Genomic DNA, 20,433 nt, shown 5'->3' with positions numbered 1-20,433 from the left:
AGATCCGGCACCCCGGCGTCCTTGCCGTGGTCCTGAAGAGGGCCGGAGCTAGCGCTTGGACTTGGGGTCGAGTGCGTCACGCACCGAGTCGCCGAGCAGGTTGAACGCGAGGACGAAGATCACCATGGACAGGCCCGGGAAGAGCATGAAGGTGAGGTCCTCGGTGTAGAAACTTGCACCCCGCGCGATCATGACGCCCCAGTCCGGGGTCGGGTCGATCATGCCGACTCCGAGGAAGGCGAGACCCGCCTCAGCGGTGACGTACGCCGGGAGCATCAGCGTGGTCTGGATGATGATCGGCGTCCACAGGTTGGGCAGCAGCTCCTTGAAGACGATACGCCCCGGTGATGCACCCGTGACCTTCGCGGCCTCGACGAACTCCCGTTCACGCAGGCCCAGTACCTGGCCGCGCAGCAGTCGGGCGATGGACGCCCAGCCGAAGGCGGAGAGGACGATGATCAGAGCTGTGGCCCGCAGCCAGGTCGGGATCTCCTCGTCGGGGGCGACGAAGAGCCCGAACACGACCGGCATGAAGGCGATGAAGAAGAGCGTGGACGGGAACGACAGCAGGATGTCGATGACCCGACCCACGAGATAGTCCGTCTTTCCGCCGAGGTAGCCCGCGGTGGTGCCGATGACCACACCGAGGACCACGGTGAGCACGGTGGCGGCGAGCGCGATGCCCAGCGAGTTGCGGATCGCGTAGAGCAGGAAGGTGAAGACGTCGCGCCCCAGCTGGGGCTCGATGCCGAACCAGAACTCGGAGCTCATTCCGCCGTTCGGGCCTGACGGGTAGGCGAAGGGGTTCAGCAGCTCGGGGCGCTGGCTGGCGTACGTGGTGTATGGGTCCTTGCCGTACAGCTTGGCTATCAACGGAGCGGCGATGGCGATCACGAAGAAGAAGCCCACGGTGCACGCGGACATGACGCCCGTGCGGTCCCGCTTGAAGCGGTTCCACGCCAGCCGTCCGGGAGAGCGGCCCTCGCTGCCCTTGTGGGTGGAGGGCGTGGGCGACTTCTCGACGCTCTCGTCGGTCACCTCGAGCGGGGCAGCCGCTGATGGAGTTGGGGGGGTCATGGTGCTCCTGGCCCACGGGAGGGTCTGATGACTCCGCAGGGCACTCCCTACGGGCTACGCCGGACTTTTTCAACGCAATTCGTTCACGGTCAATAAATTCTGGACTCCCTTGGTCTTCTCTTTACTCTCTTTACCTGAGCTTGACCGTATCGTAGCTACGCGTGTAGCGCGCCGTGATCGTTCCGTGTCTGAATTCGGGCCAACTGCGCGAAACGGGCAAGGGGTTCGATATTCGGTCGCCTGGGTGTCGGAATGCGTACATCTCGGGGTCGCAATCCAACGGTTCGGCATCGGATGGTGAAGATCCGTTGCGCACTACACAGAAGATCCATTGTGACCTGCGAAGAAGATCCTTTTCGACCCCCCGGCAGGATCCTGCTGCCGGCGTCCGGCGCACTTGTGCCGTCCCCCGAATAGCCCCCCGATGGCCCCCTGTTGGCCGCGGCCCGTGTGCGTTATGCACCTTTATAAGTTGGTATTGGCCGGTAATGGTTCAGTGCTTCGGTGCTGACGGCACAGCGCTCAGGTAAAGCGCGGTCAATGAGGAGGCATCCCATGCGTGGAGCCACGCACGCCAAGTGGGCCGCATGCGCGGCGGCGGCAGCACTCGCGGCGACGGCCTGCGGGGGCGGGGGGAGCGACAGCGGCCAGGGCGGCGGTGGCGCCGCGCTCAGCTCCTCCTGGGGAGACCCGCAGAACCCGCTGGAGCCCGCCAACACCAACGAGGTGCAGGGCGGCAAGGTCCTCGACATGATCTTCCGGAGCCTGAAGAAGTACAACCCGGAGACCGGCGAGGCCGAGGACATGCTGGCCGAGAAGATCGAGACCACGGACTCCCAGAACTTCACCATCACCGTCAAGGACGGCTGGACGTTCAGCAATGGCGAAAAAGTGACGTCGAAATCATTCGTCGACGCCTGGAACTACGGTGCGAGTCTGAAGAACAACCAGAAGAACGCGTACTTTTTCGAGTACATCGACGGCTACACCGCGGTCCACCCCGCCGACGGCAGCGCGCAGAGCGCAGGTGCCCTCGCCGGGCTCAAGGTCGTCGACGACAAGACCTTCACCGTCAAGCTCAAGCAGAAGTTCTCCACCTTCCCCGACACCCTGGGCTACCCCGCCTACGCCCCGCTGCCCCAGGCCTTCTTCACCGACCACGCGGGCTGGCTGGAGAAACCGATCGGAAACGGGCCGTACACGATCGACTCCTACACCAAGGGCTCCCAGATGGCCCTGAAGAAGTGGGACGACTACCCCGGGGACGACAAGGCGCAGAACGGTGGCGTGACCCTGAAGGTCTACACCGACAACAACACCGCCTACACCGATCTGCTGGCCGGCAACCTCGACCTCGTCGACGACGTGCCCGCGGCCCAACTCAAGAACGTCAAGAACGACCTCGGCGACCGCTATCTGAACACCCCCGCCGGCATCATCCAGACCCTGGCCTTCCCCTTCTACGACAAGAAGTGGAACACCTCCGGCTCGGACAAGGTCCGCACCGGCCTGTCCCGGGCGATCGACCGCAAGCAGATCACGGAGACGATCTTCCAGAACACCCGCACCCCCGCCACCGACTGGACCTCCCCGGTGCTCGGCGAGGAGGGCGGCTTCAAGGAAGGCCTGTGCGGGGACGCCTGCGAGTACGACCCCGACGCGGCGAAGAAGCTCATCCAGGAGGGCGGCGGCCTGCCCGGCGGCCAGGTCAAGATCACATACAACGCGGACACCGGATCGCACAAACAGTGGGTCGACGCGGTCTGCAACTCGATCAACAACGCCCTCGACAACGACAAGGCCTGCGTCGGCAACCCGGTCGGCACGTTCGCGGACTTCCGCACCCAGATCGGCGACCGGAAGATGACCGGACCCTTCCGGGCGGGGTGGCAGATGGACTACCCCCTCATCCAGAACTTCCTCCAGCCGCTCTACTACACGAACGCCTCCTCCAACGACGGCAAGTGGTCCAACAAGGACTTCGACAAGCTCGTCGATGAGGCCAACGCCGAGACCGACACCGCCAAGGCCGTGGAGACCTTCCAGCAGGCCGAGGAGGTCGTCCGCGACAACATGGCCGCCATCCCGCTCTGGTACCAGAACGGCAGCGCCGGTTACTCGGATCGGCTCTCGAACGTCAAGCTCAACCCGTTCTCCGTCCCGGTGTACAACGAGATCAAGGTCAGCTGACCCGCCATGGGCCGGTACGTGATCCGGCGTCTGCTCCAGATGATCCCGGTGTTCATCGGCGCCACGCTGTTGATCTTCTTGATGGTGAACGTGATGGGCGACCCCATCGCGGGCCTGTGCGGTGACCGGCAGTGCGACCCGGCCACCGCCGCCCAGCTGAAGAAGGAGTTCGGTCTCGACAAGCCGGTCTGGCAGCAGTACCTGACCTACATGGGGAACGTCTTCACCGGAGACTTCGGTACGGCGTTCAACGGCCAGCCGGTCACCGAGTTGATGGCCACGGCGTTCCCGGTCACCATCCGGCTGACGATCGTCGCGATCGTCTTCGAGATCGTCATCGGCATCACCCTCGGCGTCGTGACGGGTCTGCGCCGGGGCCGGCCCGTCGACACCGGGGTCCTGCTCCTGACCCTCGTCGTGATCTCCGTCCCCACCTTCGTCACCGGCCTGCTGCTCCAGCTGCTGCTCGGCGTCGAATGGGGCTGGATCAAACCGTCGGTCTCCACCGAGGCCACCTTCGGCGAACTGATCGTGCCGGGCCTGGTGCTGGCCTCCGTCTCGCTGGCGTACGTCACCCGACTGACCCGTACCTCCATCGCGGAGAACCGACGGTCCGACTACGTACGGACGGCCGTCGCCAAGGGGCTGCCCCGCCGCCGGGTCGTCACCCGGCACCTGCTGCGCAACTCCCTCATCCCCGTGGTCACGTTCATCGGCACCGACATCGGCGCCCTGATGGGCGGCGCGATCGTCACCGAGCGCATCTTCAACATCCACGGCGTCGGCTTCCAGCTCTACCAGGGGATCCTCCGCCAGAACACCCAGACCGTCGTCGGCTTCGTGACCGTCCTCGTCCTGGTCTTCCTGGTGGCCAACCTGCTCGTCGACCTCCTGTACGCCGTACTCGACCCGAGGATCCGCTATGCCTGAGCCGACGCCGCCGGAGCACCACCTGCCGGGCGCGGGCCGCACCCCGGAGGACGGCGCCATCGCCGACACCGGCATGGGCGGTGCGATGGACCTGGCCACGGCGGAGGGGGAGACCTTGGAGGAGACGCCGGGCGGACCACCGAACGCGGGACCGTCGGAGCGGGAGGCGGCGGCCGTCTCGGGCGAACGGGCCCGGTCCCTCTGGTCCGACGCCTGGCGGGACCTGCGCCGCAACCCGGTCTTCATCATCGCCGGCCTGGTCATCGTCTTCCTGGTCTTCATCTCCCTGTGGCCCGGGGCCATCACCTGGCTGAGCCCCCTCAAGTGCGACCTCGCCAAGGCCCAGGAGGGCTCCCAGCCAGGCCATCCCTTCGGCTTCGACGGCCAGGGCTGCGACGTCTACACGCGCGTCGTCTACGGCGCCCGTACGTCCGTCACGGTCGGTGTCCTGGCCACCCTCGGCGTCGCCCTGCTCGGCAGCGTGCTGGGCGGGCTGGCCGGGTTCTTCGGCGGGGCGGGGGACTCGATCCTGTCCCGGATCACCGACATCTTCTTCGCCATTCCGGTCGTCCTCGGCGGCCTGGTCCTCCTCTCCGTGGTGACCAGCAACACGGTCTGGCCGGTGATCGGGTTCATGGTGCTGCTCGGCTGGCCCCAGATCTCCCGGATCGCCCGCGGCTCGGTGATCACCGCCAAACAGAACGACTACGTCCAGGCGGCCCGGGCCCTGGGCGCCTCCCCCTCCCGGCTGCTGCTGCGGCACATCGCGCCGAACGCGGTCGCCCCGGTGATCGTCGTGGCGACCATCGCGCTCGGCACGTTCATCGCACTGGAGGCGACCCTGTCCTACCTCGGCGTCGGACTGAAACCGCCGACCGTCTCCTGGGGCATCGACATCTCCGCCGCCTCGCCCTACATCCGCAACGCCCCGCACGCCCTGCTGTGGCCCTCGGGCGCCCTGGCCCTCACGGTCCTGGCGTTCATCATGCTCGGCGACGCGGTGCGCGACGCCCTCGACCCGAAGCTGAGGTGACGGGCGGATGCTGCTCGAAGTACGCGACCTGCACGTGGAGTTCCGCACCCGGGACGGGATCGCCAGGGCCGTCAACGGCGTCAGCTACGGCGTGGACGCGGGCGAGACCCTCGCCGTGCTCGGCGAGTCCGGCTCCGGCAAGTCCGTCACCGCCCAGGCGATCATGGGCATCCTCGACATGCCGCCCGGCCGGATCACCGGCGGCGAGATCCTGTTCCGGGGCGACGACCTGCTGCGGCTCAAGGAGGAGGAGCGCCGGAAGGTCCGCGGCGCCGAGATGGCCATGATCTTCCAGGACGCCCTGTCCTCGCTGAACCCCGTGCTGTCGGTCGGCGACCAGCTCGGCGAGATGTTCGTCGTGCACCGGGGGCTGTCGAGGAAGGACGCGCGGGCCAAGGCCGTGGAGCTGATGGACCGCGTCCGCATCCCGGGCGCCCGGGAACGGGTCAGGGACTACCCGCACCAGTTCTCCGGCGGTATGCGCCAGCGCATCATGATCGCGATGGCGATGGCCCTGGAACCGGCGCTCATCATCGCCGACGAACCCACCACCGCCCTCGACGTCACCGTCCAGGCCCAGGTCATGGACCTGCTGGCGGAGCTCCAGCGCGAGTACCACATGGGCCTGATCCTCATCACCCACGACCTGGGCGTGGTCGCGGACGTGGCCGACCGGATCGCGGTCATGTACGCCGGCCGGATCGTCGAGTCGGCGCCGGTGCACGACATCTACAAGGCGCCGGCCCACCCCTACACCCGCGGCCTGCTCGACTCCATCCCGCGCCTGGACCAGAAGGGCCAGGAGCTCTACGCCATCAAGGGTCTGCCGCCGAACCTCATGCACATCCCGCCCGGCTGCGCCTTCAACCCCCGTTGTCCGATGGCCCAGGACGTGTGCCGTACGGACGTACCCCCGCTGTACGAGGTCGACGAGGGCGACGGGTCCGACGCCGACCGCACGAGCGCGTGTCACTTCTGGAGGGAGTGCCTGCATGGCTAGTTCCTCGTCGGCCGAGCCGATCCTCGAAGTGAACGGGCTGGTCAAGCACTACCCGCTCACGCAGGGCATCCTCTTCAGGAAGCAGGTCGGCGCGGTGAAGGCCGTCGACGGCGTCGACTTCACCCTCCATCGCGGCGAGACCCTGGGCATCGTCGGGGAGTCCGGCTGCGGCAAGTCCACGGTCGCCAAGATGCTGGTCAACCTGGAGAAGCCGACGGCGGGGGAGATCCGCTACAAGGGCGAGAACATCACCGGCCTGTCGGGCAAGGCGATGCGGGCGGTCCGGCGCAACATCCAGATGGTCTTCCAGGACCCGTACACCTCCCTCAACCCGCGCATGACGGTGGGCGACATCATCGGGGAGCCGTATGAGATCCACCCCGAGGTGGCGCCCAAGGGCGACCGGCGCAGACAGGTCCAGGACCTGCTGGACGTCGTCGGGCTCAACCCCGAGTACATCAACCGCTACCCGCACCAGTTCTCCGGCGGCCAGCGGCAGCGCATCGGCATCGCGCGGGGACTGGCGCTGCGCCCGGAGGTGATCGTCGCCGACGAACCGGTGTCCGCGCTGGACGTGTCGGTCCAGGCGCAGGTGATCAACCTGCTGGACCGGTTGCAGAGCGAGTTCGACCTCTCCTACCTCTTCATCGCCCACGACCTCTCGATCGTGCGCCACATCTCGGACCGGGTGGGGGTGATGTACCTCGGCCGGATCGTGGAGATCGGCCGCGACGCCGAGATCTACGACCATCCGACGCACCCGTACACCCAGGCCCTGCTGTCCGCGGTCCCCGTTCCCGACCCGGAGGCGCGGGAGCACCGGGAGCGGATCATCCTGGCGGGCGACGTCCCGTCCCCGACGAACATCCCCTCCGGCTGCCGCTTCCGCACCCGCTGCTGGAAGGCGCGGGAGCGGTGCGCGCTGGAGGTGCCGGTGCTGGCGGTGCCGGCGGAGTTCCGGCTCGCGACCGGCCCCGCGGCCCACGACTCGGCATGTCACTTCGCGGAGGAGAAACAGGTGGTCCCGCCGGAGGAACCACCGGGTGATCACGTCGCCGACGGCGCATAGCGCCGCATATGCGCAGCAACCGCGTTAACACGCAGGCAACTTGACCGACCCGATTCCGATATACGGACGCGTCAGGGTGAACAGCGTACGGCCGTGCGGGTGCCGTAAACGGGCCGGGAGCGCCATGTCTCCCGGCCCGTTTTTTTTCGCCTAGCCGAGGCCCAGGGCGCGCCTGAGGAAGTCCACCTGGAGCAGCAGCAGGTTCTCCGCGACCTGTTCCTGCGGGGTCATGTGGGTGACGCCGGACAGGGGCAGCACCTCGTGCGGGCGGCCGGCGGCCAGCAGGGCCGAGGACAGCCGCAGGGCGTGGGCGACGACCACGTTGTCGTCGGCCAGGCCGTGGACGATCATCAGCGGGCGATGGGGGTCGGCGGGCGAGGAGAGCCCCTCGTCGGTGACGAGCGAGCTCTTCGCGTACGCCTCCGGGGACGTGGCCGGGTCGCCCAGGTACCGCTCGGTGTAGTGGGTGTCGTAGAGCCGCCAGTCGGTCACCGGGGCGCCCGCGATGCCCGCGTGGAAGACGTCGGGCCGGCGCAGCACCGCGAGGGCCGCGAGCCAGCCGCCGTAGGACCAGCCCCGGATGGCCACGCGGGAGAGGTCGAGGGGATGGCGCTCGGCCAGATCCCGCAGTGCCTCGATCTGGTCGTCGAGGCTGACCGTGAGGTCCCGGTGGATCGCCTTCTCCCACCCGGGGGAGCGGCCCGGGGTGCCCCGTCCGTCGGCGACGACCACCGCGAAACCCTGGTCGGCGAACCACTGCGAGGTCAGGTGCGCGTTGTGCGCGGCGAGGACCCGGGGGCCGTGCGGGCCGCCGTAGGGATCCATGAGGACGGGCAGGGGGGTGTCACCGACGTAGTCCGTAGGCATGAGCACGGCGCACGGGATGCGTCGTGCGCCCCCCTGGGTGAGGAGCACGCGGGGGGTCAGGCCGGGATCCGCCGCGTGGGAACGGACGGTCGCCGCGGGCTTCCCGTCGCGCAGTACCCGCGCCACGCCGCCCGGCCGGTCGAGCACCGCCGACACCAGGACGGTCACGTTCCCCGCGCGCACCGCCGAGTGCACCCCCGGCTCCTGCGAAAGGCGCTCGACGCCGAGTTCGTTGACCCGGTAGACGTGCACCTCACCGGTTTCCGGCGCTGCCGCGTCCACCCCCGCCGAGGCGGCGACCAGCACGTCGTCGGCCGTCACGTCCAGCACCGCCCGCACGTGCAACTGGGCTCCCGTCAGCGGGCGTTCGCCGACCGCGAGGACCCGGGCGCCGCCCTCGTCGGCGATCCTGACGAGTTGTCCCGACGGACTCCAGCACGGCACGCCAGGGAAAAGTTCCAGCCAAATCCGATCTTCGTCGGCGTGCACCATCCGGGTCGCCCCCGAGTCGGTGTCCACCGCCAGGAACAGCTGACTGCGCTGGTCGCGCGCCTGTACGAGCAGCAGCGGCGCTCCTGCCCCTGACCAGTGCACTCGCGCCAGATACGGATAGCGCGCCCGGTCCCAGACGACCTCCGTACGCACCCCGTCGAGCCCGAACACGAACAGCCGCACCTCGGCGTTGGCCGTCCCGGCAGCCGGATAGGGCACGTGTTGTGGGTCACGTTTCGGCTGGGCCGGATCGGAGATCCACCACCGCTCCACCGGCGTGTCGTCCACGCGTGTGACCAGCAGCCGGTCCGATTCCGGAGACCACCAGAACCCGCGCGAACGGTCCATCTCCTCGGCCGCGATGAACTCGGCCAATCCATAGGAAACCGTGTCCGATTCCGGCTCCGCGACCGCCCGGTCGTCCTCACCCTCGGCGCCCACCACCCGCAGAGCGCCCCCGACGACATAGGCGACGAGCCGCCCGTCGGGGGACGGCCGGGGGTCGATCACCGGCCCGGGAACCGCGAGTTCGGCCGCCGTCCCGGCCCGCAGTTCCGCCGTGAAAAGCCGCCCTGACAAGGCGAAAGACGCCAGCTCGACCGCGCCGTCGGTGGCATAGCCGACGATCCCGGCACCGCCCTCACGGCTGCGCTCGCGGCGGGCGCGCTCCTCGGGGGAGAGGTCCTCCGAGGTGCCGCCGAGGAGGGCGTGCGGGTCGGCGGCCGGACGCTCCGTACCGTCCGCCGGATCCAGGACCCACAGCGCGCCCGCGCGGTCCGTGCCGGAGCCGGAGCGCAGGAACACGACCCGGGAGCTGTCGGGAGCCACCGTGAACGAACGCGGCGCGCCGAGGGTGAAACGCTGGGTGCGGGCGTGCCTGCGGGGAAAGGAGTCGGACTCGGTCGTCATCCCCCGACCATATTGGCCATGCGACCCCCTTGTGCGGCTGTGCGCCGAGAGATGCGCGCCCACACATAGTTATGATCACTAGCGCTGTGTGGGTATGAACCTGCTGGCTGATGTATGGATTTACGAGTCCCCTTGTTCTGCTTCTGCCCCCATGTTCCCGGGTCCTTGGAGGTGAACCGCCGTGGCACTCTCGATTTCGGCGGTGGTGCTGCTGGCGATCGTCGTCTTCTTGCTGGTCAAGAAGTCGGGACTGAAGGGCGGTCACGCGGTTGTCTGCATCCTGCTCGGCTTCTACCTCGCGTCCTCGACGATCGCGCCGACGATCAGCGACCTGACGACGAGCGTGGCGAGCATGATCGGCAGCATCAAGTTCTGACGCGTGCCGACCCTGCGTCTGCCCCTGCGCGGGAGATGTAATCCCGCCTCGTAGGGTTGGCACCATGACGGAACTCCCCTCCCCCAACCTCCGGCCGGGGGGACCCCCATCTCGCGCCGCCCGGCGTCTGCTGCTGGTGCACGCGCACCCGGACGACGAGTCGATCAACAACGGCGCGACCATGGCCCGGTACGCGGCCGAGGGGGCCCGGGTGACCCTGGTCACCTGCACCCTCGGTGAACGCGGTGAGGTCATCCCGCCCGAGCTGAGGCACCTGACCGGCGCCGCCCTCGGGGAGCACCGGCGGCGTGAACTGGCGGCGGCCATGGCCGAACTCGGCGTCGACGACTTCCGCCAGCTCGGCGGCGTCGGCCGCTACGGCGACTCCGGGATGATGGGCCTCTCCGACAACGACGACCCCACCTGCTTCTGGCAGGCCGACGTCGACGAGGCCGCCGGGTTCCTCGTCCAGGTCATTCTCGAGGTGCGCCCCCAGGTCCTCGTCACCTACGACGACGACGGCGGTTACGGCCACCCCGACCACATCCAGGCCCATCGCGTCGCCATGCGGGCGGCGGAGCTGGCCGAGGGCGCCGGGTGGCGCATCCCCAAGGTGTACTGGAACCGCGTCCCGCGCTCCGTGGCCGAGGTGGCCTTCGCCCGGCTCCAGGAGGAGCTGCCGGGGCTGCCCTTCGCCAAGAGCGCCGGCGTCCCCGACGTGCCGGGTGTGGTGGACGACGACCGGGTCACCGCCGAGATCGACGGCGGCCGCGCGTACGCCGCCGCCAAGGCCGCCGCGATGCGCGCGCACGCCACCCAGGTCGAAGTCGCGCCCGGTGAGCGGTACTTCGCCCTCTCCAACGAGCTCGCGCAGCCCCTGTTCCCGACCGAGTACTACGAACTCGTACGCGGGGAGCCCGCTCAGGAGAGCCAGGGAGGCCGCGGGAGACGGAAGAGGGAGACCGACCTGTTCGCCGGTACCGGCGACGCGGCGGGGGTGGCGTGATGTCCGACCGTGGTTCCATGCTCGCCCAGCCCCTGCGGATGCCTCCCGCCGGACGGATCGCCGCCCATGTGGGGCTCCTGCTGCTCGGCGCGGTCGCCGGTCTCGCCGGGGCGCTCGTCCAGGCCGGCTGGTTCCCGGGCGGACTGCTCCTCGCGCTCGCCGGCGCCGCCGGGCTGTTCCTCGGCGGGGCGCGGGCGCTCGGCAGCCGTGCCGGGGCCGTCGCACCCGCCGCCGGCTGGATGATCTCCGTCATCCTGTGCACCGCGGGCCGTCCCGAAGGTGACTTCCTGTTCGGCGCGGGAGGCGGTTCCTACCTCTTCCTGCTCGGCGGCATGGCACTTGCTGTGATCTGCGCCACCATTGGTTCGGGGCGGCAACCGGTCGGTCGCGACGTCCGACTTGGCAAGTGACGTACCACTTCACCGTGGCGTGCCGGTGGGAGTCCCGTGCGGGTTTCCCCGGCGGTCGTGGGATACGGGCCAGAAGTGGCCAGTATGGTGGTGCGCGCCGCCGAGCTGCCCGTGAGGCCGTGCGGGCGGCGGAGCCAACCTGGAGAACCTGCCTTGAGTCGTGAAACTGACAGTCCGTCCTCCGGGCCCAACGGGCGCGGCGGAGCCGCATACCCCTCGGGCACGCCGCCGTACGGCACCCCCGTGGTGTCCGACGGCGGCGCGGACGCGGGCCGTTCGTCCGCGCAGCCGGAGGAACGCAAGACCGAGACCACGCTGACGACCCGGATCCGCATCAACATCCCCGGTTCGCGGCCCATTCCGCCGGTCGTGATGCGCACGCCCGTCGCGGACGCGGAGGGCAAGGGCGGTGACAGCCCCGAAGGCAACGCCCAGGCCGGTGCCGACGCGCAGTCGGCGCCGTCCGCGCCCGCCGTCGGCCACTCCTCGTCCGACACGGGCTCGTTCGAGCTGCCCGCCGAACCCGCGCCCGCCGCGGAGACGAGCAACTGGTTCGCGCCCCGCAAGTCCGGGCCTGCCAAGGGCGGTCAGGGCGGCGGCGCCAGCAACGGCGCGGGTCTGCCGGGCGGTTCGGCCGCCGGGACCGCCGCACCCGCGGGTCCCTCCGCTCCCCCCGCCGGCGCGGCGGGACCGGGTGCCGGGAGCGGTGCCGGTGCCGGGGCCGGTGCGCCAGGTGGCGCGCGGCCGGGCAACGGGCGTCCCGGCGGTGTGGTCGGTTCCATGAGCGTGCCGGGCGGTGCCCGCCCCGGCGGCACCAACGGCGCCGGTATCCCCGGTGGCGCCACCGGCGGTCCCGTGGCTCCGGGGCACGGCGGTGGAACGGGCTCCTTCGACGTGACCGAGGCGCTCGCCGCTGGCCCGCTCGGCAACACCTCACGACCGAGCCAGGGTCAGGGGCCAGGTCAGGGCCAGGGACCGGCGCAGAACCAGGGACCGGCGCAGGGCGCGGGCGGTGCCGAGCCGCGTCGCGACAACCTGCCGTACTTCTCCGACAACGGCCAGAACGGCTTCGGCGTGCCGAACGGCACGCCCGGCCAGGGTGATCAGGGCGGCCTCCCGGCCGGCCCGGGGGGCCCCGGTGGCTCCTACGACTTCAACGGCCCGGACGGACCCGGTGGTCCCGGCGGCCGGGGCGGCCCGCAGGGCGGCCCCGCGGGCCCGACCGGCGGTCCGGTCACGGGCGACGGCCCGATGGTGCCCCCGGTGGGCGGCAACCCGCACGGCGCGGCCGGTGCCCCCGGCGTGACCCGGCCTCCCGGCGCTCCGGGTGCGACTCGCGCCCCCGGCATCACCGGCGGACCCGGCATCACCGGCGCCCCCGGCATCACCGGCGCCCCCGGCATCACCGGCGCCCCCGGCGCGCCTTCCGGTCCTGGTGGCCCCGGCGGTCCGAACGGCCGTGGCGGTCCGGGTGGTCCGGCAGGTCCCGGCGGTCCGCGTGCCGCCGGCCCCGGTACCGGTCGCCTGCCCGGCGGTGGCCTGAGCGACGACACCGCGATCCTCACCCCGCAGAAGCCCGCCCCCGAACCGGGCGCGGGCGGCTACGGCGGACGTCCCGTCGACAACGTCTCCGGGCACACCGTCACCAGCGGCATCCCCGTCGTGCCCGGCGGCCAGGGCGGTACGCGCACCGACGGGCCGCTGCCGCACACCCCGCCGAAGGGGCCGGAGCCGGCCACGCGGAGCACGCCCGCCGGCGACTCCCGGAACGCCAAGAAGAAAAAGAAGAAGGGCCGCAGCAAGCTGCCGCTGCTCGGCGGACTGGTGGTCGTCGCGGGGATCGGCGTCTACGGCGCCGGCCTGCTGATGAACCACTCCGACGTGCCCAAGGGCACCACCGTGCTCGGCGTCGACATCGGCGGCGGCACCAGCGACGACGCCGTCAAGAAGCTCGACGACGCCTTCGGCAAGCGGGACACCCAGGCGCTGAAGCTGTCCGTGGGCGGCGACACCGTCACCCTCAAGCCGGACCAGGCGGGCCTCCAGTTCGACATGCAGGCCACGGTCGACGACGCGGCCAAGAGCGACTACAACCCGGTCTCCGTCATCGGCTCGCTGTTCGGGCAGCACCGTGAGGTCGAACCCGCGATGCCGGTCGACGAGGAGAAGCTCCAGGCGGCCCTCGCGTCCGCCGCGGGCGGCTCCGGCTCGGCCACCGACGGCACGATCAAGTTCCAGTCCGGCAAGGCCGTCGCCGTCTACGGCAAGGCCGGCAAGGGCGTCGACGCGGCGAAGGCCCAGGATGCCGTCGTCGAGGCCTATCGCACCCAGGTGGAGACCGGCAAGGCCACCGCGGTGAAGGTCCCGACGACCGACAAGCAGCCGACGATCTCCGATGCCGAGGTCGACCGGATGATGAAGGAGTTCGCCGAACCGGCGATGTCCGGCAAGGTCACCGTCATGACCGACGCGGCGCACTCGGTCTCCTTCACCCCGAAGAACACACTGTGGAAGTTCCTCCAGGTCAAGGCGGTCAACGGCAAGCTCGTCGAGAGCTACGACCAGGCCGCGCTGACCGAGCTCTACGGCGGCACCTTCAACGGTGTGCTGATCACCCGCGGCACCGGCCAGAAGACGGCCGTCACGGTCCAGGACGTCATCGGCGCCCTGCGCCCGGCCCTGAAGAGCGAGACGGACCGGACCGGCGTCATCGACACCGACCCGAGCTGACCCCAGGGCAGTACCGCATGACATCTGTCATGCGGTACTGGGGACGGCGGACACTGTCGGCCACCCGGCCTCCGGAGCGACGATCGCTGTCATGACGACGACAGCACCGGTGGTCGGGTTCGACCAGGTGAGCAAGAGTTTCGGCGACGTACGGGCCGTGGACGGCCTGACGCTCGCGCTGCGCCCGGGGGAGACCGTGGCGCTGCTGGGGCCCAACGGGGCGGGCAAGTCGACCACCCTCGACCTGCTCCTCGGCCTCAAGCAGCCCGACAGCGGCACGGTCCGCGTCCTCGGCACCGGCCCGCGCGAGGCGATCGTCGCCGGCCGGGTCGGCGCGATGCTGCAGTCCGGCGGCCTGATGGACGAGGTCACGGTCGCCGAACTGGTCAGGCTGGCCTGCGGACTGCACCCGAAGCCGTACCGGGCCGCCGACGTGCTGGCCCGCGCGGGCATCACGCAGATCGCCGACCGCAAGGTCGACAAGCTCTCCGGCGGCCAGGCCCAGCGGGTCCGGTTCGCCCTCGCCACCGCCGGCGACAGCGACCTCATCGTCCTGGACGAGCCCACCACCGGCATGGACGTCACCACCCGGCAGGCGTTCTGGGCCACCATGCGCGAGCAGGCCGACCAGGGCCGCACCGTCCTGTTCGCCACCCACTACCTCGAAGAGGCGGACGCGATCGCCGACCGGGTGCTGGTCCTGCACCGTGGCCGGCTGCTGGCCGACGGCACGGCGGCCGAGATCAAGGCGAAGGCGGGGGCACGCAGGATCGCCTTCGACCTGGAGGACGGGATCGACGAGGCAGCCCTGCGCGCCCTGCCCTTCCTCACCACCCTGGACGTTTCCGGCCGGACCGTGCGCATCCAGTCCACCGACGCCGACGCCACCGTCCACGCGGTCTACGGCCTCGGCCTCTACCCCCGCAACCTCGAGGTCGCCGGGCTCGGCCTGGAACAGGCCTTCGTCGCCCTCACCACCGCCGAGGAGGCGAAGACCAGGTGAACGGCCTGATCAAGCTGGAACTCACCCGCGCCCTGCGCAACCGCAAGTTCCTGTTCTTCTCGGTGATCTACCCGTCCGTCCTGTTCCTGCTCATCGCGGGCAGCGCCGACAGCACGGAGAAGGTCGACGGCACGGGCCTGACCCTGCCGACCTACATGATGGTCTCGATGGCCTCCTTCGGCGCCCTCACGGCCGTCCTGATGGGCAACAGCGAACGCATCGCCAAGGAGCGCCAGAGCGGCTGGGTACGGCAGCTGCGCCTGACCACGCTCCCGGGCCGTGGCTACGTCCTCGCGAAGACGGCGAGCGCGGCCGTGGTCAGCCTGCCCTCCATCGTCGTCGTCTTCGCCGTGGCCGCGGCCGTGAAGGGCGTACGGCTGGACGCCTGGCAGTGGTGCGCCCTCACCGGAGCGATCTGGGCCGGCAGCCTCGTCTTCGCCGCCCTGGGCGTGGCGATCGGCTACCTCGCGAACGGGGACGCGGTCCGCCCGATCACGATGATCACCTACTTCGGACTGTCGATCCTCGGCGGCCTGTGGATGCCGACGACGACCTTCCCGACCTGGTTGCAGGACATAGCCAAGTGGGTGCCGACGCACGCGTACGCTGCCCTGGGGCAGTCCATCGAACAGAGTCAGGCCCCGCACGCCAAGGACATCGTCATCCTGGCCGTCTTCTTCGCCCTGTTCACGGGCGGCGCGGCCTGGCTGTACCGGAAGGACACGCTGAAGGCGTGAGCGCCATGACGGACGACCTGCTGTCTGAGAAGGCCCGGCGGGAGTCGCCGGTCGCGCTGGGCCGGACCGCCCGCACCACGCGCGAGCTGTGGCGGCGCAAGCTGCTGTGGATCGGCGTCTGGCTGGTCTTCCTCAGCTCGCCGGTGCACGACCTCGTCGCCGGTGACCACAGTACCGGCGGCACGGTGGCCGGCTGGCTGGGCCTGGCGGTCTTCGTCACCGTCTACCTGTCGCTGCTCTTCCGGGACATGGGAGCCGAGCCCTACCCCGACAAGCTCGTCGCCGCCCTGATCGGCTCCATGGCGGTGCTCGCCACCGTCCTCTGTCTCACCCTCGGCTCCGCCTGGCTCGGCCTGTACTGCTATGTCTCCGTGGCGTGCGGGATGGTGCTCCCGCTGCGGGTGGCGTTCTGGACGATCCCGGGCACGGCCGCGGTGATGCTCCTCGTCGGCCTGCGCACCGACGAGGAGGAGGCGCTGAACCTTCTCCTCCTGGTCCTGCTCATCGGCTTCGCGATGACAGGGGTGAGCCAACTGGTCCGCACGACGGTGGAGTTGCGCAAGGCCCGCGCCACGGTCGCCCAGCTCGCCGCCAACGAGGAACGGCTGCGCCTGGCCAGGGACCTGCACGACCTGCTGGGCCACTCGCTCTCCCTGATCACCCTCAAGAGCGAGCTGGCCGGCCGTATGCTCCCCGGCCACCCCGACAAGGCCGCCCAGCAGGTCGCCGACATCGAACAGGTCAGCCGTCAGGCCCTGGTGGACGTCCGCGAGGCCGTCACCGGCTACCGGCGCCCCCGCCTGGCCGCCGAACTGGCGGGCACCCAGGTCGCGTTGACGGCGGCCGGCATCACCGCCGCGATCCCCGCCGAACCCGACCTCGACGGCGTCACCGAGGAGAGCGAGTCCGCTCTCGCCTGGACCCTGCGCGAGGCGGTCACCAACGTCGTACGGCACAGCGGCGGCACCCGCTGCACGGTGGACCTCGTGCGACGCCAGACCCTGGACGGCCCCGTCCTCGAACTCACCGTCGAGGACGACGGATCCGGCGGCTCGGGCAAGGGCCCCGGCAACGGCCTCACCGGCCTCACCGAGCGCCTGACGAAGGCCGGCGGCACCCTTGAGGCGGGGCGCGTCAAGCGCGGCTTCCGACTGACCGCCCGGGTCCCGACGGGGCAGCTGCCGGACGTAGGATCCCGCTCATGACTCGTGGCACGATCAAGGTCCTGCTGGCCGAGGACCAGTCGATGGTCCGCGAGGCCCTGGCGGCCCTGCTCGGCCTGGAGGACGACATCGAGGTGGTCGCCCAGGTGGCGCGCGGCGACGAGGTCCTCGCGGCCGCCCGGGCCCACGACGTCGACGTGGCCCTCCTCGACATCGAGATGCCGGGCGCGACGGGCATCGAGGCCGCGGCGCAACTCCACAAGGAACTCCCGCGGTTGAAGCTGGTCGTCCTCACGACCTTCGGCCGCCCCGGCTATCTGCGCAGCGCGATGGAGGCCGGCGCCGACGCCTTCCTCGTCAAGGACGCCCCCGCGGCCCAACTCGCGGCGGCGGTCCGCAAGGTCCTGGCGGGCGAGCGGGTCATCGACCCCACGCTCGCGGCAGCCGCCCTGGCGGGCGGCGCCAACCCCCTCACCGATCGCGAACGCGAGGTGCTGCGCGCGGCGGCCGACGGTTCGACCAACGCGGAACTGGCAGCGGCCCTGCACCTGTCCCAGGGCACGGTCCGCAACTACCTCTCCACGGCGATACAGAAACTGGCGGTACGCAACAGGGCGGAGGCGGTGCGGACCGCGAGGGACAAGGGCTGGCTGTGAGGGGCGGCCGGACGCGGCGGGTTCCCGCCGACGGTTCGCCACCGAGGGCCGCGCCGAGGCCGCCGGGAGACGGCCCGGGGCAGCGCCCCGAAAGCCTCTGGTGGAACCTCGTCGTCGGACCTCAGTTCAACATGGCCCGCGCGGCGAACGCCTCCTTGCGCACCCGCTCGGCGGCCCCCTCGTCCACGACCTCCACCAGCCCCGCGTACTCCTCCAGTTCGGCCGCCCCGCCGACGAAGTCCCCGCGCTGAACCAGCAACTGCCCCTTCTCGTACCGCAACCGAGCCGGATGCGAGGGCACGGCCAACGCCAACTCCACGGCCCACAGGGCGACATCCGACCGTTCCGGCCGGGCCGTGGCCCACGAGCGGATGTTGTTCAGGATCCGCATCACGACCTCCAACGGCTCCGCCGGGGTCAGCATCGACGGCTCGAGACGCGCCCCCGTCGCCCCGGTGACCAGCGACTCCGCGTCCTCGCCGGACAGGATCCGGCCCCCGTCGAAGGGATCGACGAGCACCTGCCGCCCGAGGTCCGCGGGCGGTCCGAACCCCACCACGAAGTGCCCGGGCAACGCGACCCCGTACACCGGCGCCCCGGCCCGCCGCGCCACCTCCACCCACACCACGGACAGCAGGATCGGCAAGCCCCGCCGTCGTACCAGCACCTGATGCAGCAGCGAGGACTCCAGCCGCTCGTAGTCCGCGGCCGAGCCGCGGAACCCGTACCGTTCGCCGAGCAGCTCCCGCAGCGCCTCCGCCCACGCCCGCGGCCCGCCGGGCCGGTACGGCAGCTGTCCGGCCAGCCGGTCCAGCTCGATCTGCGCGGCGTCCAGCGCGGCCTCGTCCAGCTCCGGGTCCGGCTGCGCGCCGATCAACAGGCACAGCAGCGCCAGATCGGGCCGCTCGGCCCGGGCCTCCTCGGCGAACCGCCTCCGCGCCTCCCCCATACCGAACCCGCTCACGGAAGCTCCGCCGAGGACCCCGCCGATGATTCCGGCGAGGGGCCGGACGAAGGCTCGGACGCGGATTCCGGGGAAGTTCCTGGCGTGAGTCGCGGTGGGGGCTTCGACGCGGATTTCGGGGAAGTTCCTGGCGTGAGTCCCGGTGGGGGTTCGGACGCGGATTCCGGCGAAGCCCCCCGCGCCACTCCCGGCAGGGGCTCCGACGCGGACTCGGGCGAGGTTTCCGGAGTGTCCGGAGTTTCCGGCGACGGCTCTCGATAGTGGTGGTACGCGTGATGCGCGGCGAAGCCCATACCGGCGTACAGCGCCCGTGCCCCGGCGTTGTCCTCCTCCACCTGCAGCCAGGCCGCCGACGCCCCCTCGTCCAGCGCCCGCCGGGCGAGCGCGGTCATCACGACGGTGGCCAGCCCCCGCCGCCGCTGCGCCGGATCGACCTCGACCGCCGCGAACCCGGCCCACCGCCCGTCCACGACACACCTGCCGATGGCGGCGGGAGCCCCGCCGGACACCCCGGGCACGGACGCGAACCACACCGACGGCCCGCCGCCACTCTCGGCTTCGCCCGGGCGGGGGGACCCCCCTCCCAGCACCTTCAGGGCCACCTCGCTCACCCCCTTCCGCTGATACCGGGCCAGCCACGCCTCGTCGGCCTCCCTGGCCAGGACCACACCCTCAGGCTCCGCCCGGTCGGCAAGGGGCGCCAGTGCCCCGACCCACAACTCGGCGGTCACCTCACGCACCCACCCGCGCCGCTCCAGCTCCGCGCACAGCAGCTCCTGGGTGCCCTCGGCTCCCGTCGCGGTCTGCACATAGGCGGGCAGCCCACGCTCGCCGTACCACCGCCGTACGACGTCCAGGGCCTCGTCGAGCGGGACGCCCGGGTCGCCGAGCGGCAGCACCGAGTTGGCCCGGCGAGTGAAACCGGCGGCGGCCCGCAGCTCCCACCCGCCGAGCCGCGCGCTCTCCTGCGGAGGCCAGGCCCGGGCGGCGACCTGGGCGAGCTCCTCGTAGCCGGCGGACGGGCCCCGGCGGCGGGCCGGGGCGGCCGGCACGACCTTCCCGGCGACCAGCGAGGACGCGTCAACGCGGACGCTCTCCCCGCTCTTCCGTGTGATCACCAGCACATCGTCGTTCCATGATGTGAGAACACCGACCGTGTCGGTGAATTTCCCCCCGGGGGGCCCACCGTCGACCAAGCATCGTACGGAGACACGTTTTCCCACGTCAGCAGTGGTGATGCGGACCTCGAGGCGTCCGGCGGCCGAGATTTCCACAGGTCAGTTCACCCCTCCTGTTCGGATCTTGCCCAGGAACGGAGATACTAGAGGCGGGCATCGACGACGCCGCGCTCCCGCGCGCCAGGCGGCGGAGCCTGAGGAGGCCCGCCGGCGCCCTACCGAGGAGGAACGACAGCGTGACTTACGTCATCGCGCAGCCTTGTGTCGACGTCAAGGACAAGGCGTGCATCGAGGAGTGCCCGGTCGACTGCATCTACGAGGGCCAGCGGTCCTTGTACATCCACCCGGACGAATGCGTCGACTGCGGTGCCTGTGAGCCGGTCTGCCCGGTCGAGGCGATCTTCTACGAGGACGACACTCCGGAGGAGTGGAAGGACTACTACAAGGCGAACGTCGAGTTCTTCGACGAGCTCGGCTCGCCCGGCGGTGCAAGCAAGCTGGGTCTGATCGAGCGCGACCACCCCTTCGTCGCCGCGCTCCCGCCGCAGAACCAGTAGAGCGGCCCGCACCCTCCCCCAGTTCTCGGACGCGTTCGGACCGGGGGACCCCCGTCGCCCCGGTCCCGTACGGCCTGATCACCTCA

17 protein-coding genes and 1 pseudogene are annotated in these 20,433 nt (G+C 70.6%); 14 read left to right on the top strand and 4 right to left on the bottom strand.

Translation table 11 applies throughout. The features are described from left to right. Positions 1-48 precede the first annotated feature (48 nt). On the bottom strand, positions 49-1,077 hold the full coding sequence (locus ACIPFH_RS09420; protein WP_401824590.1) for an ABC transporter permease: 1,029 nt from the start codon (positions 1,075-1,077) through the stop codon (positions 49-51). A gap of 555 nt (positions 1,078-1,632) precedes the next feature. Here ACIPFH_RS09420 and ACIPFH_RS09415 point away from each other — a divergent pair. The 5 genes from ACIPFH_RS09415 to ACIPFH_RS09395 are packed head-to-tail and all read left to right on the top strand — an operon-like array spanning position 1,633 to position 7,299. Beyond that, a complete protein-coding gene (locus ACIPFH_RS09415) occupies positions 1,633-3,267 on the top strand; it encodes an ABC transporter substrate-binding protein (protein WP_401824588.1) in 1,635 nt (544 codons plus the stop codon). Positions 3,268-3,273: 6 nt separating this feature from the next. Continuing rightward, complete coding sequence (locus tag ACIPFH_RS09410) at positions 3,274-4,197, top strand: ABC transporter permease (protein ID WP_356248759.1); 924 nt, start codon at positions 3,274-3,276, stop codon at positions 4,195-4,197. Further along, complete coding sequence (locus ACIPFH_RS09405) at positions 4,190-5,230, top strand: ABC transporter permease (protein ID WP_401824586.1); 1,041 nt, start codon at positions 4,190-4,192, stop codon at positions 5,228-5,230. Before ACIPFH_RS09410 ends, ACIPFH_RS09405 begins: the two co-directional genes overlap by 8 nt. 7 nt (positions 5,231-5,237) lie before the next feature. Next, positions 5,238-6,230 carry an ABC transporter ATP-binding protein gene (locus tag ACIPFH_RS09400; protein ID WP_401824584.1) on the top strand — a complete coding sequence of 331 codons (993 nt, stop codon included), beginning with the start codon at positions 5,238-5,240 and terminating at the stop codon, positions 6,228-6,230. Continuing rightward, positions 6,223-7,299 (top strand): ABC transporter ATP-binding protein, encoded by a 1,077-nt coding sequence (locus ACIPFH_RS09395; protein ID WP_401824582.1) that lies wholly within the window; start codon positions 6,223-6,225, stop codon positions 7,297-7,299. The genes ACIPFH_RS09400 and ACIPFH_RS09395 overlap by 8 nt, the downstream gene beginning before the upstream one ends. 150 nt (positions 7,300-7,449) lie before the next feature. Here ACIPFH_RS09395 and ACIPFH_RS09390 read toward each other — a convergent pair whose 3' ends face one another. Beyond that, positions 7,450-9,567, bottom strand: coding sequence for a prolyl oligopeptidase family serine peptidase (locus tag ACIPFH_RS09390; protein ID WP_401824580.1), 2,118 nt, complete (start codon positions 9,565-9,567; stop codon positions 7,450-7,452). A 181-nt stretch (positions 9,568-9,748) separates the two neighbouring features. On the opposite strand from ACIPFH_RS09390, the gene ACIPFH_RS09385 reads away from it, so the two are divergent. From ACIPFH_RS09385 to ACIPFH_RS09350, 8 genes are all read left to right on the top strand, one after another. Next, positions 9,749-9,943, top strand: coding sequence for a hypothetical protein (locus ACIPFH_RS09385; protein ID WP_062641281.1), 195 nt, complete (start codon positions 9,749-9,751; stop codon positions 9,941-9,943). Positions 9,944-10,007: 64 nt separating this feature from the next. Further along, on the top strand, positions 10,008-10,949 hold the full coding sequence (gene mshB, locus ACIPFH_RS09380) for an N-acetyl-1-D-myo-inositol-2-amino-2-deoxy-alpha-D-glucopyranoside deacetylase (protein ID WP_401824578.1): 942 nt from the start codon (positions 10,008-10,010) through the stop codon (positions 10,947-10,949). After that, positions 10,949-11,359, top strand: coding sequence for a DUF6113 family protein (locus tag ACIPFH_RS09375; RefSeq protein ID WP_401824576.1), 411 nt, complete (start codon positions 10,949-10,951; stop codon positions 11,357-11,359). Before mshB ends, ACIPFH_RS09375 begins: the two co-directional genes overlap by 1 nt. Positions 11,360-11,512: 153 nt before the next feature. Next, complete coding sequence (locus ACIPFH_RS09370; RefSeq protein WP_401824574.1) at positions 11,513-14,089, top strand: hypothetical protein; 2,577 nt, start codon at positions 11,513-11,515, stop codon at positions 14,087-14,089. A gap of 91 nt (positions 14,090-14,180) precedes the next feature. Further along, complete coding sequence (locus ACIPFH_RS09365; protein WP_401824573.1) at positions 14,181-15,092, top strand: ABC transporter ATP-binding protein; 912 nt, start codon at positions 14,181-14,183, stop codon at positions 15,090-15,092. Next, positions 15,089-15,829, top strand: coding sequence for an ABC transporter permease (locus ACIPFH_RS09360; RefSeq protein WP_356248786.1), 741 nt, complete (start codon positions 15,089-15,091; stop codon positions 15,827-15,829). The genes ACIPFH_RS09365 and ACIPFH_RS09360 overlap by 4 nt, the downstream gene beginning before the upstream one ends. Positions 15,830-15,834: 5 nt before the next feature. Then, entirely contained in the window at positions 15,835-17,034 is a 1,200-nt protein-coding gene (locus ACIPFH_RS09355; protein ID WP_401825125.1) for a sensor histidine kinase, read from the top strand. Then, the gene (locus ACIPFH_RS09350) at positions 17,031-17,648 is read left to right on the top strand and encodes a response regulator transcription factor (protein WP_356248788.1); all 618 of its coding nucleotides are present in this window, start codon (positions 17,031-17,033) and stop codon (positions 17,646-17,648) included. The genes ACIPFH_RS09355 and ACIPFH_RS09350 overlap by 4 nt, the downstream gene beginning before the upstream one ends. A 121-nt stretch (positions 17,649-17,769) precedes the next feature. Here the strand turns inward: ACIPFH_RS09350 and ACIPFH_RS09345 are convergent, their stop codons facing one another. Both ACIPFH_RS09345 and ACIPFH_RS09340 read right to left on the bottom strand, forming a co-directional pair. Further along, positions 17,770-18,597: a tetratricopeptide repeat protein gene (locus tag ACIPFH_RS09345; protein ID WP_401825123.1), complete on the bottom strand. Its 828-nt coding sequence runs from the start codon at positions 18,595-18,597 to the stop codon at positions 17,770-17,772. Positions 18,598-18,857: 260 nt separating this feature from the next. Continuing rightward, a pseudogene (locus ACIPFH_RS09340) lies at positions 18,858-19,886 on the bottom strand (GNAT family N-acetyltransferase); the annotation flags it as partial. A 140-nt stretch (positions 19,887-20,026) separates the two neighbouring features. Between ACIPFH_RS09340 and fdxA the strand changes: the two are divergent. Continuing rightward, positions 20,027-20,347, top strand: coding sequence for a ferredoxin (fdxA, locus tag ACIPFH_RS09335; RefSeq protein ID WP_003973842.1), 321 nt, complete (start codon positions 20,027-20,029; stop codon positions 20,345-20,347). Positions 20,348-20,433: the final 86 nt, after the last annotated feature.

Origin of the sequence: Streptomyces sp. NPDC088157 (assembly GCF_044741545.1) — a bacterium.
Lineage (GTDB): Bacteria > Actinomycetota > Actinomycetes > Streptomycetales > Streptomycetaceae > Streptomyces.
The sequence above is the reverse complement of the archived record's forward strand: the minus strand, read 5'-3'. Positions and strand labels throughout refer to the sequence as shown.